At 73.6% G+C, this 22,848-nt stretch carries 21 protein-coding genes; 16 read left to right on the top strand and 5 right to left on the bottom strand.

Going from position 1 to position 22,848, the window contains the following annotated elements; all coding sequences use genetic code 11:
- Positions 1 to 81 precede the first annotated feature (81 nt).
- From BT341_RS37690 to BT341_RS37680, 3 genes are all read left to right on the top strand, one after another.
- Positions 82 to 339, top strand: coding sequence for a hypothetical protein (locus BT341_RS37690; RefSeq protein ID WP_072480772.1), 258 nt, complete (start codon positions 82 to 84; stop codon positions 337 to 339).
- A gap of 425 nt (positions 340 to 764) precedes the next feature.
- On the top strand, positions 765 to 1,817 hold the full coding sequence (locus BT341_RS37685; protein ID WP_072480771.1) for an NlpC/P60 family protein: 1,053 nt from the start codon (positions 765 to 767) through the stop codon (positions 1,815 to 1,817).
- Positions 1,818 to 1,914: 97 nt separating this feature from the next.
- Positions 1,915 to 3,072: a glycosyltransferase family 4 protein gene (locus tag BT341_RS37680; protein WP_177328991.1), complete on the top strand. Its 1,158-nt coding sequence runs from the start codon at positions 1,915 to 1,917 to the stop codon at positions 3,070 to 3,072.
- 3 nt (positions 3,073 to 3,075) lie between these two features.
- Here the strand turns inward: BT341_RS37680 and BT341_RS37675 are convergent, their stop codons facing one another.
- Positions 3,076 to 3,696 carry a nucleoside/nucleotide kinase family protein gene (locus BT341_RS37675; RefSeq protein WP_072480770.1) on the bottom strand — a complete coding sequence of 207 codons (621 nt, stop codon included), beginning with the start codon at positions 3,694 to 3,696 and terminating at the stop codon, positions 3,076 to 3,078.
- Between the two features lie 64 nt (positions 3,697 to 3,760).
- Between BT341_RS37675 and BT341_RS37670 the strand changes: the two genes are divergently transcribed.
- The 9 genes from BT341_RS37670 (at position 3,761) to BT341_RS37630 (ending at position 14,439) form a co-directional block, all read left to right on the top strand.
- Positions 3,761 to 4,174 (top strand): SRPBCC family protein, encoded by a 414-nt coding sequence (locus tag BT341_RS37670; RefSeq protein WP_177328990.1) that lies wholly within the window; start codon positions 3,761 to 3,763, stop codon positions 4,172 to 4,174.
- A gap of 19 nt (positions 4,175 to 4,193) precedes the next feature.
- Positions 4,194 to 5,393 carry a cytochrome P450 family protein gene (locus BT341_RS37665; protein WP_072480769.1) on the top strand — a complete coding sequence of 400 codons (1,200 nt, stop codon included), beginning with the start codon at positions 4,194 to 4,196 and terminating at the stop codon, positions 5,391 to 5,393.
- 258 nt (positions 5,394 to 5,651) lie between these two features.
- A complete protein-coding gene (locus tag BT341_RS37660) occupies positions 5,652 to 7,874 on the top strand; it encodes a bifunctional SulP family inorganic anion transporter/carbonic anhydrase (protein WP_072480768.1) in 2,223 nt (740 codons plus the stop codon).
- Positions 7,875 to 8,141: 267 nt separating this feature from the next.
- Complete coding sequence (locus BT341_RS37655) at positions 8,142 to 10,319, top strand: SulP family inorganic anion transporter (protein ID WP_072480767.1); 2,178 nt, start codon at positions 8,142 to 8,144, stop codon at positions 10,317 to 10,319.
- 73 nt (positions 10,320 to 10,392) lie between these two features.
- Positions 10,393 to 11,112 carry a dethiobiotin synthase gene (gene bioD / locus BT341_RS37650; protein WP_177329114.1) on the top strand — a complete coding sequence of 240 codons (720 nt, stop codon included), beginning with the start codon at positions 10,393 to 10,395 and terminating at the stop codon, positions 11,110 to 11,112.
- 72 nt (positions 11,113 to 11,184) lie between these two features.
- The gene (bioB, locus tag BT341_RS37645; RefSeq protein WP_072480765.1) at positions 11,185 to 12,198 is read left to right on the top strand and encodes a biotin synthase BioB; all 1,014 of its coding nucleotides are present in this window, start codon (positions 11,185 to 11,187) and stop codon (positions 12,196 to 12,198) included.
- Positions 12,185 to 12,388, top strand: a complete 204-nt coding sequence (bsaP, locus tag BT341_RS37640; RefSeq protein ID WP_072480764.1) for a biotin synthase auxiliary protein BsaP — start codon at positions 12,185 to 12,187, stop codon at positions 12,386 to 12,388. The genes bioB and bsaP overlap by 14 nt, the downstream gene beginning before the upstream one ends.
- A gap of 377 nt (positions 12,389 to 12,765) precedes the next feature.
- On the top strand, positions 12,766 to 13,362 hold the full coding sequence (locus tag BT341_RS37635) for a DUF2567 domain-containing protein (RefSeq protein ID WP_072480763.1): 597 nt from the start codon (positions 12,766 to 12,768) through the stop codon (positions 13,360 to 13,362).
- A gap of 42 nt (positions 13,363 to 13,404) precedes the next feature.
- Positions 13,405 to 14,439, top strand: a complete 1,035-nt coding sequence (locus tag BT341_RS37630; RefSeq protein ID WP_072480762.1) for a M48 family metallopeptidase — start codon at positions 13,405 to 13,407, stop codon at positions 14,437 to 14,439.
- A gap of 9 nt (positions 14,440 to 14,448) precedes the next feature.
- Here the strand turns inward: BT341_RS37630 and BT341_RS37625 are convergent, their stop codons facing one another.
- Together BT341_RS37625 and BT341_RS37620 are read right to left on the bottom strand one after the other, a co-directional pair.
- Positions 14,449 to 15,165 (bottom strand): LON peptidase substrate-binding domain-containing protein, encoded by a 717-nt coding sequence (locus BT341_RS37625; RefSeq protein ID WP_072480761.1) that lies wholly within the window; start codon positions 15,163 to 15,165, stop codon positions 14,449 to 14,451.
- A gap of 40 nt (positions 15,166 to 15,205) precedes the next feature.
- Positions 15,206 to 15,838 carry an NUDIX hydrolase gene (locus BT341_RS37620; protein ID WP_072480760.1) on the bottom strand — a complete coding sequence of 211 codons (633 nt, stop codon included), beginning with the start codon at positions 15,836 to 15,838 and terminating at the stop codon, positions 15,206 to 15,208.
- A 112-nt stretch (positions 15,839 to 15,950) separates the two neighbouring features.
- Here BT341_RS37620 and nadA point away from each other — a divergent pair, with 112 nt between their 5' ends.
- From nadA to BT341_RS37600, 4 genes are all read left to right on the top strand, one after another.
- A complete protein-coding gene (gene nadA / locus BT341_RS37615) occupies positions 15,951 to 16,964 on the top strand; it encodes a quinolinate synthase NadA (RefSeq protein ID WP_072480759.1) in 1,014 nt (337 codons plus the stop codon).
- Entirely contained in the window at positions 16,961 to 18,604 is a 1,644-nt protein-coding gene (locus tag BT341_RS37610; protein WP_072480758.1) for an L-aspartate oxidase, read from the top strand. The genes nadA and BT341_RS37610 overlap by 4 nt, the downstream gene beginning before the upstream one ends.
- Positions 18,601 to 19,494: a carboxylating nicotinate-nucleotide diphosphorylase gene (gene nadC, locus BT341_RS37605; RefSeq protein ID WP_072480757.1), complete on the top strand. Its 894-nt coding sequence runs from the start codon at positions 18,601 to 18,603 to the stop codon at positions 19,492 to 19,494. Before BT341_RS37610 ends, nadC begins: the two co-directional genes overlap by 4 nt.
- 73 nt (positions 19,495 to 19,567) lie before the next feature.
- The gene (locus tag BT341_RS37600; RefSeq protein ID WP_143168773.1) at positions 19,568 to 20,728 is read left to right on the top strand and encodes a S8 family serine peptidase; all 1,161 of its coding nucleotides are present in this window, start codon (positions 19,568 to 19,570) and stop codon (positions 20,726 to 20,728) included.
- 456 nt (positions 20,729 to 21,184) lie between these two features.
- Here the strand turns inward: BT341_RS37600 and BT341_RS37595 are convergent, their stop codons facing one another.
- Both BT341_RS37595 and BT341_RS37590 read right to left on the bottom strand, forming a co-directional pair.
- Positions 21,185 to 21,550, bottom strand: coding sequence for a hypothetical protein (locus BT341_RS37595; protein ID WP_072480755.1), 366 nt, complete (start codon positions 21,548 to 21,550; stop codon positions 21,185 to 21,187).
- Positions 21,547 to 22,839, bottom strand: a complete 1,293-nt coding sequence (locus BT341_RS37590; RefSeq protein ID WP_072480754.1) for an alpha/beta hydrolase — start codon at positions 22,837 to 22,839, stop codon at positions 21,547 to 21,549. Before BT341_RS37590 ends, BT341_RS37595 begins: the two co-directional genes overlap by 4 nt.
- Between the last annotated feature and the right edge of the window lie 9 nt (positions 22,840 to 22,848).

Below are 22,848 nucleotides of genomic sequence, written 5' to 3'. Positions count from 1 at the left end.
TCGGGCCCGGCGCGGCCGGAAATTGTCGGTGGTGGCGCCTACCGTCGTCCTCGACTCGGTTTCCGGCGTGAGGAGGACCACATGAGCGACACCCCCGAGCTGTCCGAAGTGGACGTCTCGCACATTTCGGTGGCGGACATCGAGAACGTGGTGGTCGACTGCGACCGCTGCGTCGTCCGCGGCATCTCCTGTCACGACTGCGTGGTCAGCGTGCTGCTCGGCGCGCCGCCCGCCGTCGTGTGGGACGCCGACGAGCGCCGCGCCGTGGACGCGCTCGCCGAGGCGGGGATGGTGCCCCGGCTGCGCCTGGTCGAGGGGCCGGTCCGGCGGCCGGCGTGACGCGCCCGTTTCGTGTCGGCGCGCCGAGTGGTCGATCGGACCAGGTGAACGGTCGGTGATCAGATCGGTCCCCGGAGAATCCCCAGCGTGTAACGCCCATCACATGTTTTCTCCGATGCTGGTCCGATGGTGTTTCGGGGCGTCACGGAGAGTTTTTGGGTGGGAGGTGGTGGACGCGGTGGCGGTCTTTTCGTAACCTGTCCGAGATCTCGTGGCCCCCGGCCGTCGATGAGGCGGCGACGCGGGATCGCCGCCGGACGCAGCTTTGTCGGGAAGCTGGGAACCGGAACCACCACCGCGTGCTCCACCCTGGTGCGGATGAGCACGGCTTGCGCGCGGTGGGGGACAGCGGCGAAGAGGACCCCCGACCTCTTCGTGCCCCGGTCCCCTTCGGCGGCCGAGACGCAAAGGAGACCCGCGCGACCGTGCAGTCGCATCCAGTCAGGCGCGTGGTGTCAGGTGCCCTCGCCGCGGCTTCGGTGATCACCCTCGTCACCGTGGCCCAGCCGACGGCCACCGCCGCCCCCGTCCCCGTCCTCCAGGCCCCGCCGACCGGTTCGGACGCCCTCGCCCAGTACCGCGACCTCGCGGCACAGGCCGAAAAGCTCAACGAAGACCTGCTGAAGGCCCAGGACGACCTGAAGGCCAAGCAGGGTGAGCTCGACAAGGCCACCAACGACGTCAACGCGGCGAAGGACCAGGCCGCGAAGGCAGCCGAGAACCAGAAGAAGTACCAGGCCGAGGTCGACAAGTTCGCCGGCGCGTCGTTCACCAGCGGGGTCCAGCTGAACAAGCTGTCCGCGCTGCTGGCCGGCACGTCCACCCAGGACTTCCTCGACCGCTCGTCGGCGCTGGAAGTCATCGCGACGGACAAGAACGCCGCGATGGGCAATCTCACCGGCGCCGTCCGGCAGGCCACCGACGCGGCCAACAAGGCCGCCGACGCCGCGAAGCGCGCGCAGGACGCGCGGGACGCCGCGGCGAAGCTCACCGACGACATCAAAGCCAAGCAGAAGTCGCTGGACGACCAGATCGCCCAGCTGAAGGCGGCCAACAAGAGCCTGAGCGCCCTCGACAAGGCCGCCCAGAACGACCGCGGCGGCTCCGCGCCCGGCCTCAAGGCCCCCACCGCGGCCGCCCAGACCGCGCTGGACGCGGCGCTGAGCAAGCTCGGCAGCCCCTACTCGTGGGGTGCCACCGGGCCGAACCAGTTCGACTGCTCGGGCCTGATGCTGTGGGCCTACAAGCAGGCGGGCATCACGCTCCCGCGGTCCAGCCGCGAGCAGTCCACCTTCGGCGCCGCGGTGCCGCGGGACCAGCTGCAGCCGGGCGACCTCGTGTTCTACTACTCGCCCGTTTCGCACGTCGGCATGTACCTCGGCGACGGCAAGATGGTCCACGCGCCCGACACGGGCGACGTCGTGAAGATCTCGCCGCTGCAGAGCCAGTACGCGGGGGCGCGCCGCCCGACGGCGTGACCCCGGCTGCCCGGCGAAGGGGCGGTACCGCCTCCGCGGTGCCGCCCCTTCGCCGTCCGCGTCAACCGAAGCGGTGGCGGCCGCTAGCCTCTGGGGCGTGCTCAAGACCCTGCTCGTGACCAACGACTTCCCGCCGCGGCCCGGCGGGATCCAGAACTACCTGAACTCCCTCGCCACCCGGCTGCCGGCCGACGACCTGGTCGTCTACGCGCCGTCGTGGGAGTCGCGGACCGGGTCGCACAAGCAGTTCGACGCCGAGGCGCCGTTCGAGGTCGTCCGGCACCCGACGTCGCTGATGCTGCCGACCCCGGACGTGCTTCGCCGCGCGAAGCAGATCATGCGGGCGCGGGACTGCGAAGCCGTCTGGTTCGGCGCTGCCGCGCCGCTCGCGCTGCTCGGGCATCCGCTGCGCCGGGCCGGGGCGCGGCGGGTCGTGGCGTCCACGCACGGCCACGAGGTCGGCTGGTCGATGCTGCCCGGCTCCCGGCAGGCGCTGCGGCGCATCGGCGACACCGTGGACGTCGTCACCTACGTCAGCCGGTACACGCGCGGCCGGTTCGCCGCCGCCTTCGGCCCGATGGCCGGGCTGGAGCTGCTGCCGTCCGGGGTGGACACCGAGCTGTACAAACCGGACCCGGCGGGCCGGGCGGAAATCCGGGCGCGGCACGGCCTTGCCGGCCGGCCGACCGTCGTGTGCGTGTCGCGGCTCGTCCCGCGCAAGGGCCAGGACCAGCTGATCCGCGCGCTGCCGAAGATCCGCGAACGCGTGCCGGACGCGGCGCTGCTGATCGTCGGCGGCGGCCCGTATCGCGCGACGCTCACCAAGCTGGTCGTGGAGCTGGGCCTGGAACGGGACGTCGTGCTCACCGGGTCGGTGCCGTGGGCCGAACTGCCCGCGCACTACGCCGCCGGCGACGTCTTCGCGATGCCGGCCCGTACCCGCGGCAAGGGCCTCGACGTCGAAGGTCTCGGCATCGTCTACCTGGAGGCGTCGGCGACCGGCCTGCCCGTCGTCGCCGGCAACTCCGGCGGCGCGCCCGAGGCCGTGCTCGACGAGGTCACCGGGCACGTCGTCGAGGGCCGGGACGTCGACCAGCTCGGCGACACCGTCGCGAGCCTGCTCGCGGACCCGGTGCGCGCGCGGCGGATGGGCGAGGCCGGGCGGGCCTGGGTGACCGCGAACTGGCGGTGGGACGTCATGGCCGGCCGGCTGTCCGGGCTGCTGGACGGCGACCCGGTGGCCGTCGTCCGCTGAGGCTCACGGCGTGTAGAGCGCCGGGTGCCGCGGGTCGTCGACGCGCACGACGACGTCGGCCAGCGAGCTGGGGTCGGCTTCGGCTTCGTAGCGCTCGTAGGCCGGGATCGCCCAGGCGTCCGGGACGCGGCGGCGCAGGGCGGCGGGGGAGAGCCACAGGTGCACGGCGAGGTCGAAGGCCAGGCCGGCACCGAGCAGCAGCTCACCGTCGACGAGGACGACCCCGCCTTCGGGCACCGGCACCCGCTTCGCGCGCGTCGCGCGGTCGCGTTCGGCGTCCCACAACGACGGCAGGATTTCGCCGGACCCGCCTTCTCGAAGCGGGTCGAGGACTTCGCGGCGGAGGGCGCCGATGTCGAGCCAGTCGGTGTAGCGGGCCTCGGGGTTGGTGCGGCCGTGCTCGAACCGCAGCGACGCCGGACGCAGGAAGTCGCGCGCCGAGACGCGCAGGGCCGCCCGGCCGCGCAGCCGCAGCGGGTCGACCAGGGCGTCGGCGAGCTCGGCGGTCTCCGTCGCCCCGGCCGCGCCGTCGACGGCGACCGCGATCCGCCGCCCGGGGAGCGCGGCGATGCGTTCGGTCAGTTCTTCGGCGAGCACGGCGGGGGAAATCGGGCGGTAGCGCACGGGTTCCCATCCTCCACCCGGGCGGGGACCCGGTTTTGTCGTACCCCGGTGCCAGGATGCGGGCATGACTTCTTCAGTGGGGAAAACGGCCGACGTGGGCTGGAACATCGGGGTTTCGCGGACCTTGCCGTACCCGGCGGAGGCGGTGTGGGACTTCCTGGTCAGCCGCGAGGGCGTGGCGATCTGGCTGGGTCCCGGCGTCGAGCTGCCGCGCGAGCCGGGCGCGCGGTACGAGACAGCGAACGGCACGGCCGGGGAGATCCGCAGCTACGTCGAAGGCGACCGGGTGCGGCTGACGTGGCGGCCGAGCGACTGGGACCACGACTCGACGGTCCAGGTGCGGCTCAGCGGGTCGGGCGCCAAGACGACGGTGCGGTTCCACCAGGAATGGCTTGCGGACGCGGAAGAACGCACGCGACAGCGGGCATACTGGCAGGACGTGACCGAGCGCGTGGTGGCAGCGCTCGCCGAGCGCTGAGCGGATTCGGGGGGACGGCATGACGACGGCGGAAGTGGCGGACGACTTCGCCCAGCACGCGCACCTGTTCACGGAGATGCTGCGCGCGGACGGGCCGGTGCGGCTGGTGCGGATGCCGCGCGGGCTGACGTGCTACGTGGTCACCGGCTTCGCCGAAGCGCGGGCGGTGCTGGCCGATCCGCGGCTGCGGAAGAACAGTGCCCGCGCCCGGGAGCTGTTCGAAGCGAAGCTGCCGGGGGAGGCCGCGCAAGGCGGGCTGGGCCAGGACCTGAGCTTCCACATGCTCAATTCCGACCCGCCGGACCACACGCGGCTGCGGAAGCTGGTGAACAAGGCGTTCACCGCCCGGACCGTGGCCCGGCTGCGGCCGCGGGTCGAGGAGATCACCGCGGAGCTGCTCGACGCGCTGGCCGGGCGGGAGCGGGCCGACCTGCTGCCGTCGTTCGCCGCGCCGCTGCCCATCACGGTGATCTGCGAGCTGCTCGGCGTGCGCCCGGAAGACCGGTCGGACTTCTCGGACTGGTCCAAGACGCTGCTGAGCTCGTCGGCACCGGAGGACGTCCGGCACGCGGCCCAGAGCATGCTGACCTACCTCACCGGCCTGATCGCGCAGAAGCGCGCTGAGCCGGCGGAGGACCTGCTGTCGGACCTGGTGCACGCGACCGACGACGGCGATTCGCTGTCCGAGCCCGAGCTCGTCTCGATGGCGTTCCTGCTGCTGGTGGCCGGGCACGAGACGACGGTCAACCTGATCGCCAACGGCGTGCTCGCGCTGCTGCGCGAGCCGGAGCAGCTGGCGCGGCTGCGCGCCGAGCCGCAGCTGCTGCCGAACGCGGTCGAGGAGTTCCTCCGCTTCGACGGCCCGATCCACCTGGCGACGCTGCGGTTCACCGCGGAACCGGTGGAGGTCGGCGGCGTGCCGATCCCGGCAGGCGAGTTCGTGCTCGTGTCCCTGCTGGGCGCGAACCGCGACGCGGAGCGGTATCCGGAGCCGGACCGGCTGGACGTCACGCGTGCCGCCGGTGGGCACCTGGCGTTCGGGCACGGGATCCATTACTGCGTCGGGGCGCCGTTGGCTCGGCTCGAGGCCGAGATCGCGTTGGGCGGGCTGCTCGCGCGGTTTCCCGGGCTCGCCCTGGATGTGAAGCCCGATGAGCTCGTTTACCGGTCGAGTTCGCTCATCCACGGTTTGGAGGCGTTGCCGGTTCGGTTGTGTTGAGCGGGGGCCGAGAAGTCTCTCGGTGCTCGGTCAGGCTCGAATTCAGCGCATCGGGTGTGACTGCGCGCACACGCAGACCCGAACGTTCCTCATCGTCGCCCTCCGTGCCTGTGCGCGGTCCGCGCCACGCGATCGGCGGAGGCTATCGCTTGTCCTTTCCCCTGATCGGTCCGCCGGACCGCATCGATCCGTACCCGGACGAATGCGAGAAATGCTTGCGTAGCGGACTTTCCGGCTCGGTTCGGCGATCCTGCGTCCATGATCGAGATCGTTCGCGGTGAACACGACACCGGACCTCCCAAGCTCCTCGCCGGCCTCAAGCACGATGTCCTCGCCTCGATAGTCGTCTTCCTCGTCGCCGTCCCCCTTTCCCTCGGTGTCGCCTTCGCCGCCGGGGCGCCGCTGCTCTCCGGCCTGATCTCCGCCGTTGCCGGCGGGCTCGTCGCGAGTCTCTTCGGCGGGTCGCCGCTGCAGGTCAGCGGGCCATCCGCCGCTCTCACCGTCGTGCTGGCCGACACCATCGCCACCCACGGCTGGCCCGTCACCTGCGCGATCACCGTCGCCGCCGGGCTGCTGCAGATCCTCTTCGGGCTCACCCGCCTCGCCCGCGCCGCGCTCGCCGTCTCGCCCGCCATCGTGCACGGGCTGCTCGCCGGTATCGGGGTCACGCTCGTCCTCGGGCAGCTCCACGTCGTGCTCGGCGGCTCGGCCCAGGGCTCCGCGCTCGCGAACGTCGTCGCGCTGCCCGGCCAGGTCGCCGGGCACCACGACCAGGCCGTGCTCATCGGCGTCGTCACCCTCGCGGTGCTGCTCGCCTGGCCGCGGCTGCCGAAAGCCGTCCGTCGCGTGCCCGCGCCGCTGGCCGCGGTCGCGCTGGCCACCGGCCTGTCCGTCGCGGCCGGCCTGACCCTGCCGCGCGTCGACCTTCCCGCCGGGCTGCCCGCGCTGCACGTCGTGCCTCGGCTGCCCGACGGTGGCTGGGCCGGTTTCGCGCTCGCCGCCGTCACCATCGCGCTGATCGCCGGCCTCGAAAGCCTGCTTTCCGCCGTGTCGGTGGACAAGCTGCGCGGCGGCCCGCGCAGCGACCTCGACCGCGAGCTGGTCGGGCAGGGCGCGGCGAACGTCGCCGCCGGTGCGCTCGGCGGATTCCCCGTCACCGGCGTGATCGTGCGCAGCATGACCAACTTCGAGGCCGGTGCAAGCACCCGCGCGTCGTCGATCCTGCACTGCGTCTGGATCCTCGCCGCCTGCCTGCTGTTCACCGGGGCGCTGCGGCTGATCCCGCTGGCCGCTCTCGCCGCACTGCTCGTGTACGTCGGCGCGAAGCTGGTGAACCTCAACGGGCTCAAGGAAGTCCGGCGCCACGGCGACCTGCCGGTGTACGCCGTCACGCTCGCCGGCGCGGTCGCGGTCAACCTGCTCACCGGCGTCGCCGCCGGGATCCTGCTGGCGCTCGCGCTGATGCTGCGGCGGATGATCTTCTCCGGCATCCACGTGGAGCGGGACGGCGAGCGCCACCGGGTCGTCATCGAAGGCGCGCTGACTTTCCTGTCCGTGCCGCGGCTGACCCGCGTGCTCGCCGAAGTGCCGCCGCACGCCGAAGTCACGCTCGAGCTGCTCGTCGACTACCTCGACCACGCCGCGTTCGACTGCCTGCGCGGCTGGCAGCAGGCGCACGCCGGGCCGGTCACGGTCGACGAGATCGGGCACCCGTGGTTCGAGCGCGGCACCGCGGGCGCGCCGACCGTGCGCCGCAGCGTCGCCGCGCGTGTCGTGCCGCGGTGGCTCGCGCCGTGGTCGCAGTGGCAGGCCGAGCACGTCGTCCTGCCGGCCCAGCGCACGGCCAGTTCCCTGCTGTGCCGGGGCGCTTCGGAGTTCCAGCGCCGCACGGCTCCGCTGCTGCGCGACACGTGGAGCGGGCTCGCGAACGGCCAGCAGCCGCACACGCTGTTCATCACCTGCGGCGACGCGCGGATCGTGCCGAACCTGATCACGACCAGCGGCCCCGGCGACCTGTTCACCGTGCGGAACATCGGCAACCTGGTGCCGCCGCCGGACGGCGGCGACTCGTCGGTCGGCGCGGCGATCGAGTACGCGGTCGGCGTGCTCGGCGTCGCCGAAATCGTGGTGTGCGGGCATTCCGGCTGCGGCGCGATGAAAGCTCTGCTCGGCCAGGCACCGGACGGTCTCGGGCAGCTCGGCAGCTGGCTGCGGCACGGCGAAGCGACGTTGCGGCGGCGCAGCCGAGAGGCACCCCTGCTCCTCGGCGGTGACCGGCCGGCCGCCGAGGCCGACCAGCTGGCGCTGCAGAACGTGGTGCAGCAACTGGAAAACCTGCGCGGCCACCCGGTGGTGGCCGCGGCGCTCGAGCGCGGCGCGCTGCGGCTGACCGGGATGTACTTCGACGTCGGCGCGGCCCAAGTGTCCCTTTTGGACAATGCGGCGCGCACGTTCGTCCCGGCGAGTGCCCTGGAGCACTGACCCGAAGCGCCCCAATGTGGCCTTGGGTGCGTGAGACGCACCGAAGGCCGCCTTGGGTGCGTGTGACGTACCGAAGGCCACATTGGGGCGCTCGGGACCGGCCGCAAACCCTTGTGGCGCACGGGAAATATCTGTCGATTGACAGAAAATGATCTCGTGAACGGGGTGTTAACGTGATGCCCGATTTGTGTCGTTCAGGCTAACTGTGGCGAGATGTTCACACGATCGAGTGGCGCATAGCGGACATTCCACCTGATTTCCGGTTGCATGGCGATCATGAGACCCCTCGCCGTGCTCCGCCACGACCTGCCGGCCTCACTGGTCGTGTTCCTCGTCGCTGTTCCCCTGTCCCTCGGCATCGCCCTGGCTTCGGGCGCGCCCGTCGCCGCCGGGCTCGTGGCCGCCGTCGTCGGCGGTGTCGTCGCCGGTGCGCTCGGCGGCTCCGCGCTCCAGGTGAGCGGGCCCGCCGCCGGCCTGACCGTCGTCATGGCCGAAACCATCGACACCTTCGGCTGGGCCGTCACCTGCGCGATCACCGTCGCCGCCGGCGCGCTGCAGATCCTGCTCGGCCTGAGCCGCATCGCCCGCGCCGCGCTCGCCATCTCGCCCGCCATCGTGCACGGCATGCTGGCCGGCATCGGCGTCACGATCGTGCTCGGCCAGCTGCACGTCATCCTCGGCGGCAAGGCCCAGAGCTCGGCGGTGGAGAACGTCGCCGAGCTGCCCGGCCAGATCGTCGCCCACCACGACTCGGCCGCGCTGGTCGGCCTGCTCACCATCGCGATCCTGCTCGTCTGGCCGAAGCTGCCGGAAGCCGTGCGACGCGTGCCGGGGCCGCTGGCCGCGATCGCCGTCGCCACCGTCCTGTCCGTCGTCACCGGCATGACGCTGCCGCGCGTCGAACTGCCCGGTGACCTGCTGAACCTCCACCTCGTCCCGCAGCTGCCGAACGGCGGCTGGGCCGGCTTCGCGCTCGCCGTCGTCACCATCGCCCTGATCGCCAGCGTGGAAAGCCTGCTCTCCGCGGTCGCGGTCGACCGCATGCACACCGGCCCGCGCGCCCGGCTCGACCGGGAGCTCGCCGGCCAGGGCGCGGCCAACATGGTGTCCGGCGCGCTCGGCGGCCTGCCGGTCACCGGCGTCATCGTCCGCAGCTCCACCAACGTCGCGGCCGGCGCGAAGTCCCGGGCGTCGGCGGTGCTGCACGGCGTGTGGGTGCTGCTGTTCGTCGTCCTGCTGGCCGGGCTGATCGAGAGCATCCCGCTGGCGGCGCTGGCCGGGCTGCTGGTGCACGTCGGCGCGAAGCTGGTCGACCCGGGGCACATGAAGACCGTCCTGGCCCACGGCGACCTGCCCGTCTACCTGCTCACCCTCGGCGGTGTCGTCGTGTTCGACCTGCTCACCGGCGTGCTCGCGGGCATCGGCCTGGCGCTGGTCCTCATGCTGCGCCGCACGCTCTGGTCCGGCATCCACGTCGAACGGGAAGGCGACGCCTGGCGCGTCGTCGTCGAAGGCGTCCTGACGTTCCTGTCGGTGCCGCGGCTGGCGAAGGTGCTCGGGACCATCCCCGGCGGTGTCGCGGTGCGGCTGGAGCTGGTCGTCGACTACCTCGACCACGCCGCGTTCGAAAGCCTGCACACCTGGCAGCAGGCGCACGAGCGCGCCGGCGGCACCGTGGACGTCGACGAGGTCGGCCACCCCTGGTTCGGTGAGGGCAAAGCCGGCCGCCCGACGCGGTCGCGGCTGGCCGCGCGCCGGGCGGTGCCGCGGTGGCTCGCGCCGTGGTCGGCGTGGCAGGCGGTCGAAGGCATCCCGGCCCAGCAGACCCGCCGCGGCGCGACGGAGTTCCACCGCCGCGCGGCGCCGCTGCTGCGTGACACGCTGTCCGGTCTCGCCGACGGCCAGCGTCCGCGCACGCTGTTCATCACCTGCGGCGACTCCCGGATCGTGCCGAACCTGATCACGACCAGCGGACCGGGCGACCTGTTCACCATCCGCAACATCGGCAACCTCGTGCCGCCGGGCCAGGCCGACCCGTCGATGAACGCGTCGATCGAGTACGCCGTCGGCGTCCTCGGTGTCGAAGAGATCGTCGTGTGCGGGCACTCGGGCTGCGGGGCGATGGCGGCGCTGGCCGAAGGTCCGCCGCCGGGGCCACTGGAGATCTGGCTCCGGCACGCGGAGCCGAGCGCGCACCGCCCCGGCCCGGCGACCCTCGACGGCACGGTCCCGGACCGCGACGGCGACCGGCTCGCCCTGCACAACGTCCTCCAGCAGCTGGAGCACCTGCGGGGCTATCCGTCGGTGACCGCGGCCGAAGACGCCGGGAAGCTGCAGCTCACCGGCATGTACTTCGCCGTCGGGACCGCTCAGGTGTACCTGTTCGACGCGGCCGCGCGGACGTTCCGGCCCGCCGGCGCCCCGGTCGCCGTGCCGGGAGCCTGACGCCCGGGCGTGCGCGCGGGGCGTCCCGCGTGCACGCCCGGCCCCGGAGTCACTATGTTGATGGTCCGTGACGATGCTGGTGATGACGGGGACCGGGACCGGGGTCGGCAAGACGATCACCACGGCGGCCATCGCCGCCCTGGCGGTGGACGGCGGGCAGCGGGTCGCCGTGCTGAAACCCGCCCAGACCGGCGTCCGGCCCGATGAGCCCGGTGACCTGCAGGACGTCCTCCGCCTCGCGGGCGCCAAGGTCACCACGCGCGAGCTGCGCCGCTACCCGGATCCGCTGTCGCCGGAGGCCGCCGCGCGGCGCAGCGGCCTGCCGACCCTCGATCCGGGGGAGATCGCGCGGGCCGCGTCGGAGCTGGACGGCGACCACGACCTGACCCTGATCGAAGGCGCGGGCGGCCTGCTGGTGCGCTTCGACGGCAGCGGCGCCAGCCTCGCCGACGTCGCCTGGTCGCTCGGCTCGCTCGTGATCATCGTCGCCGAAGCGGGTCTCGGCACGCTCAACGCGACCGCGCTCACCGCCGAGGTCGCCACGAAACGCGGCCTGACCGTCGCCGGCGTGATCATCGGCGCCTGGCCGGCCGAGCCGGACCTCGCGTCGCTGTCCAACCTCGAAGACCTGCCGGTCGCGGCCGGCGCGCCGCTGCTGGGCGTGCTGCCCGCCGGGATCGGCACGGCCTCGCCCGAGGAGTTCCTGGCCGCCGCGCGGGCCGGGCTCTCGCCGTGGTTCGGCGGTGAGTTCGACCCCGAGCTGTTCGCCGGGTGCGCTTCCGCCGGGAAGTGACCTGCGTCGCTGTCGTCCCGGGCCGCCTTCCGGCACGATGAGGGACGCCTTCCCGACGACCAAGGAGCCGCCGTGACCGCAGTCCCGGACACCGACGTCCTCGCCCACGCGCGCGAGCACGTGCTCGAAAACGGCGTCGGCCTGGGCGAAGCCGAGGTCCTCGAGGTGCTGCGGCTGCCCGACGACCGGCTGCCCGACCTGCTCGCACTGGCGCACGAGGTGCGGATGCGCTGGTGCGGACCCGAAGTCGAGGTCGAGGGCATCATCAGCCTCAAGACCGGCGGCTGCCCCGAGGACTGCCACTTCTGCTCGCAGTCCGGCCGGTTCCCGACGCCGGTGCGCTCGGCGTGGCTCGACATCCCGAACCTGGTCAAGGCCGCCCGGCAGACGGCCGAGACCGGCGCGACCGAGTTCTGCATCGTCGCCGCCGTCCGCGGACCGGACAAGCGGCTGCTCTCGCAGGTCCGCGAGGGCGTGCAGGCCATCCGCGCGGACGGCAACGACATCCAGATCGCGTGCTCGCTCGGCATGCTCACGCAGGAGCAGGTCGGCGAGCTCGTCGAGATGGGCGTGCACCGCTACAACCACAACCTCGAGACGGCGCGTTCGCACTTCCCCAACGTGGTCACCACCCACACGTGGGAAGAGCGCTGGGAGACGTTGCGGATGGTCGCCGAGGCCGGGATGGAGGTGTGCTGCGGCGGCATCATCGGCATGGGGGAGACGGTCGAGCAGCGCGCGGAGTTCGCGGTGCAGCTGGCCGAGCTGAGTCCGCACGAGGTGCCGGTGAACTTCCTCATCCCGCAGCCGGGCACGCCGTACGAGCACTACGAAATCGTCGAGGGCCGCGACGCGCTGCGGACGGTCGCGGCGTTCCGGCTCGCGATGCCGCGCACGACGCTGCGGTTCGCCGGCGGCCGCGAGCTGACGCTCGGCGACCTCGGCGCGGAGCAGGGCATGCTCGGCGGCATCAACGCGATCATCGTCGGCAACTACCTGACCAACCTGGGCCGGCCGGCCGCGGCGGACCTCGCGATGCTGGACGAGCTGAAGATGCCCGTCAAGGCGCTCAGTGACAGCCTCTGAGGCGGCCTACTGCGTCCACTGTGGACGGCCCTCGCCGGGCGGGGCGGACCACCCGGAGTGCCACAACCCGAGGACGGCGCTGGAACCGCCCCGCTACTGCACGTTCTGCGCGCGGCGGCTGGTGGTCCAGGTGAGCCCGCTCGGCTGGACGGCCCGCTGCAGCCGCCACGGCGACACGGCGAGCGGCTGACCGGCCGCCACGGCTCTCGCGGCTGGCGCGGCCGGTGGTTCGGCGCGTCGGTGGGTGGATCGGCTGCCGCGGGTCTCGCGGGTGGCGCGGCCGGTGGTTCGACGCGCTGGTGGTTCGGTGCGTTGGTGGGTGGATCGGCTGCCGCGGGTCTCGCGGGCGCGGGTCTCGCGGGTGGCGCGGCCGGTGGTTCGGTGCGTTGGTGGGTGGATCGGCTGCCGCGGGTCTCGCGGGCGCGGCTCTCCTGGGTGACACAGCCGGTGGTTCGCCGCGCTCGCGGGCGGACCGGTTACCCTCTGTCGCGTGGCGCGTCCGAGGCTCGGTCGTCACCGCGTGCCGGGGCGAAGCTCCGGGTGTCACCGTCGCAGGAGGGAGTCCGGGTGAGTGAGTCGTCGGGGCCCGCGCACCGGCCGTCGGCCGTGGCCGGGCCGTGGTCGGTGCCCGTGCTGTTCCGGGAGCGGCGGCCGCGGGTCGTCGTCAAGGCCGACCTGCTGCCCGCCGTCAGCGTGCTCGGCACCCTCAGCCTGCTGAGCTTCCCGCTCGCCTTCGCCTGGTCGCGCCTCGCGCCGCCGGAACGCGTCCGCATCGTCGGCGCGGACGGCTCCCAGGGGCCGCTGGAGCTGGAGAGCTGGCACCGCTTCGACGACCTCGCCGTCTTCGGCTTCCTGACGCTCGGGCTGGGCATCGTCGTCGGCATCGTCGTCTGGCTGCTGCGGGAGCGCCGCGGGCCGGTCGTGCTCCTCGCCGCGGTGCTCGGCGTCGCCCTCGCGAGCGCGCTCGCCATGCTGCTCGGCGTCGGCTGGGCGAACAGCCACTACGCCATCGGCAGCCCGCCGGCGCTCGGTTCGGTGATCGAGCTGGCCCCGCGCCTGGAGTCGTGGTGGGTGCTGCTCACCGGCCCGCTCGGCGTGACGATCGCCTACAGCCTCCTGGCGACCTGGAACGGCCGCGACGACCTCGGCCGTCGCCTCGGCTGAGCGTTCTGCCCTAGGCTGGTGCCCTCGACCAGAGGGGGTCCAGTGACTGAAGACATCGAGGTCTCGCGGCACCACGCCGTCCGTTTCCCGGGCATCAGCCCGCGCGCCTACGAGCACCCCGTCGACCGCGGCGCGCTCGCGACGCTGCGCGCGGTGCCCGGCTTCGCCCAGGTCGTCAAGGCCGTTTCCGGCTTCTACAACGAGCGCGGCGAGCGGCTGATGGCGCTGGCGTCGTCGATCCGCGTGGGCCCGAAGCAGTACCCGGAGCTCGACCGCCTGCGCCACGAATGCGCCGAGACGCTCGACCTGCCGTCCGTGCCGAACGTGTTCGTCTACCAGGACCCGCGCATCCAGGCGTCGGCGGTGGGGATGGACGAGCCGTTCATCCGGCTCAGCACCGGGCTCGTCGAGCTGATGAGCCACGAGTCGCTGCGGTTCGCGATCGGGCACGAGATGGGGCACGTGCTGTCCGGGCACACGGTCTACCGCACGATCATGGTGCGCCTGATCGGCCTGCAGCTGTCGATGTCGTGGACGCCGGTCAGCGCGCTCGGCATCCGGGCGATCATCGCGGCCCTGCGCGAGTGGTACCGCAAGGCGGAGCTGTCGTGCGACCGCGCCGGCCTGCTCTGCGGCCAGGACCCGACGGCCGCGCTGCGCGCGCAGATCCAGGTCGCGGGCGGCATCGACCCGGCGCGCATCGACATCCCGTCGTTCCTGCAGCAGGCGAGCGAGTACGAGTCGGTCGAGGACATCCGCGACAGCTTCCTCAAGCTGAAGTTCGTCGAGACCGAGACGCACCCGTTCGCGGTGGTCCGCGCGGCGCAGCTGCAGAAGTGGGCGGCGTCGGAGGAGTACCGCGCGATCCTCGCGGGCGACTACCCGCGCCGCGACGACGACGCGCCGGCGTCCGACTGGAAGGACGACCTCAAGTCCGCCGCCAAGTCCTACAAGGACTCGTGGAGCTCGTCGGCCGACCCGCTGACGAAGGTGTTCAGCGACGTCGGGGAGGCCGTGTCGGGTGCGGCGGGCAAGGTCTGGAGCAAGTTCGGCAACGGCAACGGCGAGGGCGCCTGACCGCCGGGTTCAGTTCAGGCTGGCCGGGCGGCTGAGGTCGGTGAGCTCGCCCGGCGGCAGCGGCACCGCGCCCAGCGTGTCCAGGAAGCCCGCCTCGCGCGTCAGCAGGCGGCAGGCGATGCGCAGGCGGCGCAGCGGGTGGCGTTCCTCCAGCAGCCGCTGGCGGTCCTCCAGGGGCAGCAGGCAGTCCGCCGCCAGCAGGTACGCCAGGTCGGCCATGGCGGTGTCGGGGGGCGGCGCGTGCCAGTCGTCGCTGCGCCACGCCGTTTCGCAGTACCGCTGGTGGGCCGCGCGAGCCACCGTGGCCAGGCGCTCCGCCATGCCGCCGGACGGGGCGACCGGGTCGTCGTCGACCCACTCCACCGAGGCGATCAGGTACGGCGCCGAAGTGCAGTCCAGCTCGCGGAGGCGGAAGCGGCGGCGGGCCTCCGTCACGACGTCGAAGCGGCCGTCCGGCAGGCGTTTCGCCTCGCGGAGCACCGTGCTGCAGCCCACCTCGTGCAGCTGGTCCAGACCACGGACTTCGCGGGTCAGCGACGAGCGCAGCGCCACCACGCCGAACTCGCGCCCCGGCACGGTGCCGCTCACGAGGTCCGCCGTCAGCTGCCGGTAGCGCGGTTCGAAGATGTGCAGCGGGAGCCGGGTGCCCGGGAGCAGAACCGTCTGCAGCGGGAACAACGGCAGCATCGTCGTCGTCGCGTCGCTTTCCGGTTCCGGCTCGGTCACGGCTCCACGGTAAGGGGTGAACGCGGCGCCCGCAGCACGGTCATCGGCTGGGCGGCTTGAACACCGCGAACGGATCGGTGATCTGCATGCCCTTGCCCGCGAAGGAGAACAGTGCCGCCGGCCGCCCGCCCGCGCGGCCCGGCGGCGCCGTGTGCCCGGTCGGAACCAGCAGGCCGCGCCGGGAAAGCACGCGCTGCAGGTTGGTCGCCGAGACGCGGTAGCCCAGCGCCGCCGAATACAGCCCGCGCAACGCCGAAATCGTGAACTCGTCGGGCGCCAGCGCGAACCCGAGGTTGGTGTAGGAGAGCTTGGAGCGCAGCCGGTCGCGGGCCCGCAGCACGATCGCCTCGTGGTCGAACGCCGTGCGCGGCAGCTTCGCGACGTCGTGCCACTCGGTGTCCTCGGGCACCTCGGGGTCGACGTCGGAGGGGACCAGGCCCAGGAACGCCGTCGCCACCACCCGCGGCCCCGGCACCCGGTGCGGGTCGCTGAACACCGCCAGCTGCTCGACGTGCTTGAGCTGCCGGACGTCCACCTTCTCGGCGAGCTGGCGCCGGATCGACGTCTCGACGTCCTCGTCGGGCCGCAGCCGGCCGCCCGGCAGGGACCAGCGGCCCAGGTGCGGGTCGAGCGCGCGCCGCCACAGCAGCACCCGCAGTGTGTCCGAGCGCACTTGCAGGACCGCTCCCAAAACCTCGTGGGCGAGGGGGGCCTGGGTGTTAAGATGACTTCGCACGGTTTTCGATTGTAAGGCGAAAACCGGAGACAGGTCCAGGAGGGCCAAGATGACCACCACGTTGGTTCCGGAAGGCCTCACCCCCTTCGGCGGGGTCGAGGCGAACGCGGCCTGGGCGGAGGAGGTGCGGCGCCTGGCGAAGCAGCGCGACGCGGTCCTGCTCGCGCACAACTACCAGGTCCCGGAGATCCAGGACATCGCCGACCACACCGGCGACTCCCTCGCGCTCAGCCGCATCGCGGCGAGCAGCGACGCGTCCACCATCGTCTTCTGCGGCGTGCACTTCATGGCCGAGACCGCGAAGATCCTCTCCCCGGAGAAGACCGTCCTGATCCCGGACGCGCGGGCCGGCTGCTCGCTCGCCGACTCCATCACCGGCGAGCAGCTGCGCGCCTGGAAGGCCGAGCACCCGGGCGCGGTGGTCGTCTCCTACGTCAACACCACGGCCGAGGTGAAGGCCGAGACCGACATCTGCTGCACGTCCTCGAACGCGGTCGACGTCGTCGCCTCCATCCCCGCCGACCAGGAGGTTCTCTTCCTGCCGGACCAGTTCCTCGGTGCGCACGTCAAGCGCGTGACCGGCCGGGAGAACATGCACGTCTGGGCGGGCGAGTGCCACGTCCACGCCGGCATCAACGGCGCCGAGCTGGCCGCCCGCGCGGCCGAGGACCCCGACGCCGACCTGTTCATCCACCCCGAGTGCGGCTGCGCGACGTCGGCGCTCTACCTGGCGGGCGAGGGCGCGGTGGCGCCGGAGCGGGTCAAGATCCTCTCGACCGGCGACATGGTCCACGAGGCCCGGGACACGCGCGCGAAGTCGGTGCTCGTGGCCACCGAGATCGGCATGATCCACCAGCTGCGCAAGGCCGCGCCGGGCATCGAGTTCCGCGCGGTGAACGACCGTGCGTCCTGCCGGTACATGAAGATGATCACCCCCGCCGCGCTCCTGCGGTGCCTGCGCGAGGGCCTCGACGAGGTGCACGTGGACGCCGGGACCGCCGCCCGCGCGCGTGCCTCGGTGCAGCGGATGATCGAGATCGGGCAGCCCGGCGGCGGCGAATGACCACGCCGGTTAATGACCCACAGGCGAAAACTCCCGTCTGGGAGGCGCGCGCGGACCTGGTCGTGGTGGGCAGCGGGGTCGCCGGCCTGACGGCGGCGTTGCGCGCGCAGTCCCTCGGGCTGCACGTCCTGGTCGTGACCAAAGCGGCGATCGAGGACGGCAACACGCGCTGGGCCCAGGGCGGCGTCGCCGTGGTCCTGGCCGACCAGCACGACCTCGACGACTCGGTCGCCAAGCACGCGGAAGACACCTTCGCCGCGGGCGCGGGGCTGGTCGACGAGGTGGCGGCGCGCTCGATCCTCGACGGCGGCCCGGCCGCGGTCGCCCGGCTGCGGGCCGGCGGCGCGCAGTTCGACACGTCGGGCAACGGCCTGCTGGCCCGCGCCCGCGAAGGCGGGCACAGCGCGTTCCGGGTCATCCACGCTGGCGGCGACGCCACCGGCGCCGAGGTCGAGCGCGCCCTGGTCGCCCAGGCCGGGCAGGCGCGGGTGCCGGTGCTCGAGCACCACGTCGCCGTCGACGCGCTGCGCACGCCGGGCGGCCGGGTCGCGGGTGTCACCGTGCTCGACCGCAACGGCGTCCCCGGTCTCGTCCGGGCGCCGGCCGTGCTGCTGGCCAGCGGCGGGCTCGGGCAGCTCTACCAGGTGACGTCGAACCCCGAGATGGCCACCGGTGACGGCCTCGCGCTCGCGCTGCGGGCCGGGGCGGCCGTGGCGGACATCGAGTTCGTCCAGTTCCACCCGACCGTCCTGTACACCCCGGGCGCGCGGGGACGCTGCCCGCTGGTCACCGAGGCCGTGCGCGGCGAGGGCGCGACGCTGGTCGACGGCGCCGGGGTGCCGGTCATGGCGGGCGTGCACCCGCTCGGCGACCTGGCTCCCCGCGACGTCGTCTCGGCGGCGATCACGCGGCGGCTGGCGAGCGCGCCGGGCGGCATCGACGACCACGTCTTCCTCGACGCGACGTCGATCGCCGGGTTCGCGCGGCGGTTCCCGACGGTGTCCGCGGCCTGCCGGGCGCTGGGGCTCGACCCGGCGTCGGACCCGATCCCGGTGGCGCCGGCGGCGCACTTCTCGTGCGGCGGCGTCGTGACCACAGTGGACGGCCGTGCTTCGGTGCCCGGGCTCTACGCCGCGGGCGAGGTGGCGCGGACCGGGCTGCACGGCGCGAACCGCTTGGCGTCCAACAGCTTGCTCGAAGGGCTGGTCGTCGGGCAGCGCGTCGCCGAGGCCGTCGCGGCGGACCTCGCGGCCGGGCTGCTGGCCGATCCGGCGCGGGGCAGGCTGCCGTCGTGGACCACCGCGCGCGCCGCGGAGCGGGACGCGCTGCAGCGGGTGATGAGCCGGTACGCGGCGATCGGCCGGGACGCCGACGGGCTCGCGGCCGCCGGCTCGGTGCTCGACCTGTCCGTCCAGGACAGTCCGTTGTGGACGCAGACGGCGGTGGAGGACGCGGCGCTGACCGTGGTGGCGCAGGCGCTGCTCGCCGCGGCCGTGCGGCGCACCGAGTCGCGCGGCTGCCACGTGCGCACCGACTTCCCGGCGCCGGACGAAGGCTGGCGGCGCAGCCAGCTCATCCGGCTCAGCCCGTCCGGCCAGCCGGTGCTGGCCGACCCGATCCCCCTGGAGGGTGTGGCATGACGTTCCCGATCTCCGAGCCGGTCCGGCGCCGGATCGCCGCCGCGGGCCTCGACGTCGAGGACGTGACGCGCGTGGTCACGACCGCGCTCGGCGAAGACCTGCGGTACGGGCCCGACGCGACCACGGAGTCGACGGTTTCCGCCGGCGCGATGGCGGTCGCCGAGCTGACGCCGCGGATTTCCGGGGTGATCGCCGGGTTGCCGGTCGCGCTCGCCGTGTTCGACATGGTGCTGGGCGACGGCTACGAGGTGCTGGCCGCGCGGGACGACGGCGATCGGCTGGTCGCCGGGGAGCCGGCGCTGGTGCTGCGCGGCCCGGTCCGCGGGCTGCTCACCGCCGAGCGGACGGCGCTGAACCTGCTCTGCCACCTCTCCGGCGTCGCCACCGCGACCGCGGCCTGGGTGTCCGAAGTGGACGGTACCGGGTGCGCGATCCGGGACTCGCGCAAGACGTTGCCGGGGCTGCGGCTGCTGCAGAAGTACGCCGTCCGCTGCGGCGGCGGCGTGAACCACCGGCTGGGTCTCGGCGACGCGGTCCTGATCAAGGACAACCACGTCGTCGCCGCAGGCTCGGTGACGGCGGCGCTGGCCGCGGCCCGCGCGCACGCGCCGGAACTGGCCTGCGAGGTGGAGGTCGACACGCTCGCTCAGCTGGACGAAGCCCTCGCCGCGGGCACGGACGAGGTGCTGCTGGACAACTTCACGCCGGAGGAGTGCCGCCAGGCGGTCGCGCGCCGCGACGAAGTTTCCCCGAAAACGCGGCTGGAATCCTCTGGTGGGCTCACCCTCGACCGTGGTAGGGCCTACGCCGAGTCCGGTGTGGACTACCTGTCGGTCGGCGGGCTGACCCACTCCTCACCCGCGCTGGATCTCGGCATGGACCTTCGCTGAACGGCGTTTCCCGGCTAGACTGGCGGTGGCGGAAGTCCTTTTCCGCCACCGTCTTTCGGTTTCGGGGGTTGGGGTGCGGATACCGGCGGTGCTCGCGATCGCGGGACTCGTGGCGGTGTGCCTGCCCGTTTCCGCCGTCGCCGCGCCCGGGCAGTGCGCCAACCCGTCCGGCACCTACACCGGCGAGGTCCCCTGGGGGCAGCGGCTCGTCGACCCGGCGCGGCTCTGGCCGCTGACCCGGGGTGACGGCCAGCTGGTGGCGGTGCTCGGTACCGGCGTCGACGGGCAGAACACGCAGTTCGCGCCCGGGCAGCTCGAAGGCGGGCCCGGCACCGAGCGGGCCGACTGCGACGGCCGCGGCACCATCGCGGCGGGGATCGTCGGCGCGCAGCCGGACCCGTCGACGACGTTCGCCGGCGTCGCCCCCGGCGCGCACCTGCTGCCCATCCGGTACACGGACGGCTCGGCCACCGACGGCGGCGGCGACCCGGGCGCGCTGGCCGGCGCCATCGACACGGCACTGAACCGGCACGCGGGCGTGGTGCTGATCGCGGTGCCCGCGTCGGCCGACAGCCCGGCGCTGTCCGCGGCGGTCGCGCGGGCGCGGGCGGAAGGCGCGGTGGTCGTCTCCGCGGCGGCCGCGACCCAGCGGGGCGCGCGGTCGTACCCGACGGCGACGTCGGGTGTCCTGGCGGTCGGGTCGGTGAACCCCGCGGGCGAGCCGGTGCAATCCGAAGCGGGCGACCACCTCGGTGTCGCGGCGCCGGGCGCGGAGCTGGTCAGCACGTCGGCGGGCGCGGGCGGCGCGGTGGCGCACCGCTGGCCGGTGACGGACCCCGGCCTGGCCGCGGCGTACGTCGCGGGGGTCGCGGCCCTGGTCCGGGCGTACCACCCGGAACTGCGCGGCGACCAGGTCGTCACGCGGCTGACGCTCACGGCGCACCGCCCGGCTTCGGGCGGCCACGACCCGCGGCTGGGCTGGGGAGTCCTCGACGCGTACGCGGCGGTCTCCTCGACGCTGCCGGCCGACGTCGCACCGCCGGGCGCGGCCCCGGTACCGGCATCGGAACCCGCGGTGGTTCCGGCGGCGGCCCCGGCCCGCCCGGCCGCGGACGTCGCGGCGGGCACGATCGCGCTGGCCGGAGTGGCGCTGGCCGCGGCGGCGGGCGTGGCCGTGGCGGCGGTCCGCCGGGCCCGGCGCCGGAACTGGCGCCCGTCCCGCTTCACGCCGTGATCGGCCCGCTGGGGGATGCGGGGGATCGGCAGGGCAGGTGGTAACCGGGCGGGTCGGGGCCAGGCGGGTGAGGCCCGGCCGGGCGGGTCAGGCAGGTCAGGCGGGGACTGGGCAGGTCGCGTGGGCCAGGCGGGTCAGCCGGGGCCGCGCGGGGACAGGCGTGAACTGGGCGGGCCAGGGGCCAGCGGGTGCGGCGGGGACAGCGCGGGGCCGCGCGGGTCACGCAGGTCAGGCGGGACCGTCCGGGTCAGGTGGGGATGGGCAGGCCGCGCGGGGCCGCGCGGGTCAGGCGGGACCGTCCGGGTCAGGTGGGGATGGGCAGGTCGCGCGGGGCCGCGCGGGTCAGGCGGGACCGTCCGGGTCAGGTGGGGATGGGCAGGTCGCGCGGGGCCGCGCGGGTCAGGCGGGACCGTCCGGGTCAGGTGGGGATGGGCAGGTCGCGCGGGGCCGCGCAGATCAGGCGGGGACCGGGCGGGTCGAGCCGATGATCGCCACCGCGTGGCTCGTCCTCGCCACGTGGACCGTGAAGTCCGCGCCGTCGCGGCTGAACCTCGCGATCAGCTCACGCGCGGTGCTGCGGTCGCGAGCCTGCCAGCCGCGCTGCTCCAGCGTCGGCCGGACCACCTCGGCCAGCCGGCGCTCCGGCTCGCCCGCGTGCTCCAGGCGGACGCCGTACTGCCAGCACCGCAGCTGCCCGGGCCGGGTCGGGTCGCAGTCCAGCTCGCCGTCCACCGTGCGGTCAGCCGGGGCGCCGAACGCCGACGCCACGCTGTCGATCACGTCCGTCAGCTCGGCCGCCAGGCGGTCCAGCTCGCCGGTCATCGCAGCGCACCTCCGTCGAGGGTGACCGGGCCGCCGGTGAGCACCCGGTAGATGTTCGTCCACGACTCCGAACCCGGCTTCAGCACGTCATTGTGCGACGACAGGCCCCACAGCTGCGAGCCGGACGCGTCCCGGCCGGTCTCCAGCTCCGTCACGCCGGGGAAGGTGTCCGGGTCCGCGCCGTGGCCGATGCCGGTCCACTCCAGGCCCCACGCGTTGCCCTGCGCGATCTCGATCGGGTCGAGCGGTGCCGTCATCGAGAACCGCTGGACGCCGGCCTGGCTCGCCGGCAGGTCGGACGGCGACCACACGCCGTGGCCCATGCCCGCCGACTCGACGTGCAGGACGCGGTCGACGTCCAGGCCGTGCGTCTCGGCCAGCCCGACCGTCGCGCCGCCGTAGCTGTGCCCGATCGCCGTCAGCGTCACGTCGGGGCCGGCGTGGCTCGCGATCTCGCCGCGCAGGTCGTCGGCGAAGGTCTTGAGGTCCGGGGCCATCGTCTGCGCATAGCTCGCGTCCGGGCCCTGCACCACGGGATTCTGCGGGAACACCCCGTCGGCCCACACGACCATCGCCGTGCGCCCGGCCGGATCGGCGGCCACCAGGCTGCGGCCGAGCCCGGCGTAGGCGTCGAAGTTCGACATCTGCGTGTTGACGCCGGGGACGAACAGCCCGACGTTGCGCGTCCCCGGCTCGATGTGCCCGACCAGCTCGACGATCCGGCCGTTGCCCGCCGGATCGAACTTCAGGATCTGCCGCCGGTCGGCCAGGATGTCCTCGTACAGCTTGATCCGCGCCCGCGAGCGCGCGATCTCACCGGCGTCGGTCAGGTGCGCCAGCCGGGACCGCTCGGCCGTCAGCGCGCCGGCGACCTTGACGCGGTTGTCCGCGATCGCGTGCGCCCACGCGCCGGTGTCGGCCGAGCCGCCGATGCCCGCGGGATTTCCCGCGCGCGGCAACGGGTCTTCCGGCAGCAACGCCCGGTACATCGCGGCGACCTGCGCGTCGGCCCGCCGGTAGCCCGCCGCGCAGGCCGTCAGTCCAGTTTGGAGTGTGCGCAGCCGCGACACGTGGGACTCGAGCTTCGCGCCCAGCTCCGTCATGGTCTTCTCGAACGTCTTGGCCGCGGCGGCGGACTCGCTTACCCGGCCGAACGCCGCGGCCGGCACCTTTTCGCCCACCACCGCGGACTGGGCGCCCGCCAGCTCGCCGGCGCGCGAGCCGGTTTCGCCCGCCACCGTGTCGAGGCGGGCGGGGGCGACCCGGTAACCCGTGGCTGATCCCGTCACCGGGTCGCC

Source organism: Amycolatopsis australiensis (assembly GCF_900119165.1).
Lineage (GTDB): Bacteria > Actinomycetota > Actinomycetes > Mycobacteriales > Pseudonocardiaceae > Amycolatopsis > Amycolatopsis australiensis.
The sequence above is the reverse complement of the archived record's forward strand: the minus strand, read 5'-3'. Positions and strand labels throughout refer to the sequence as shown.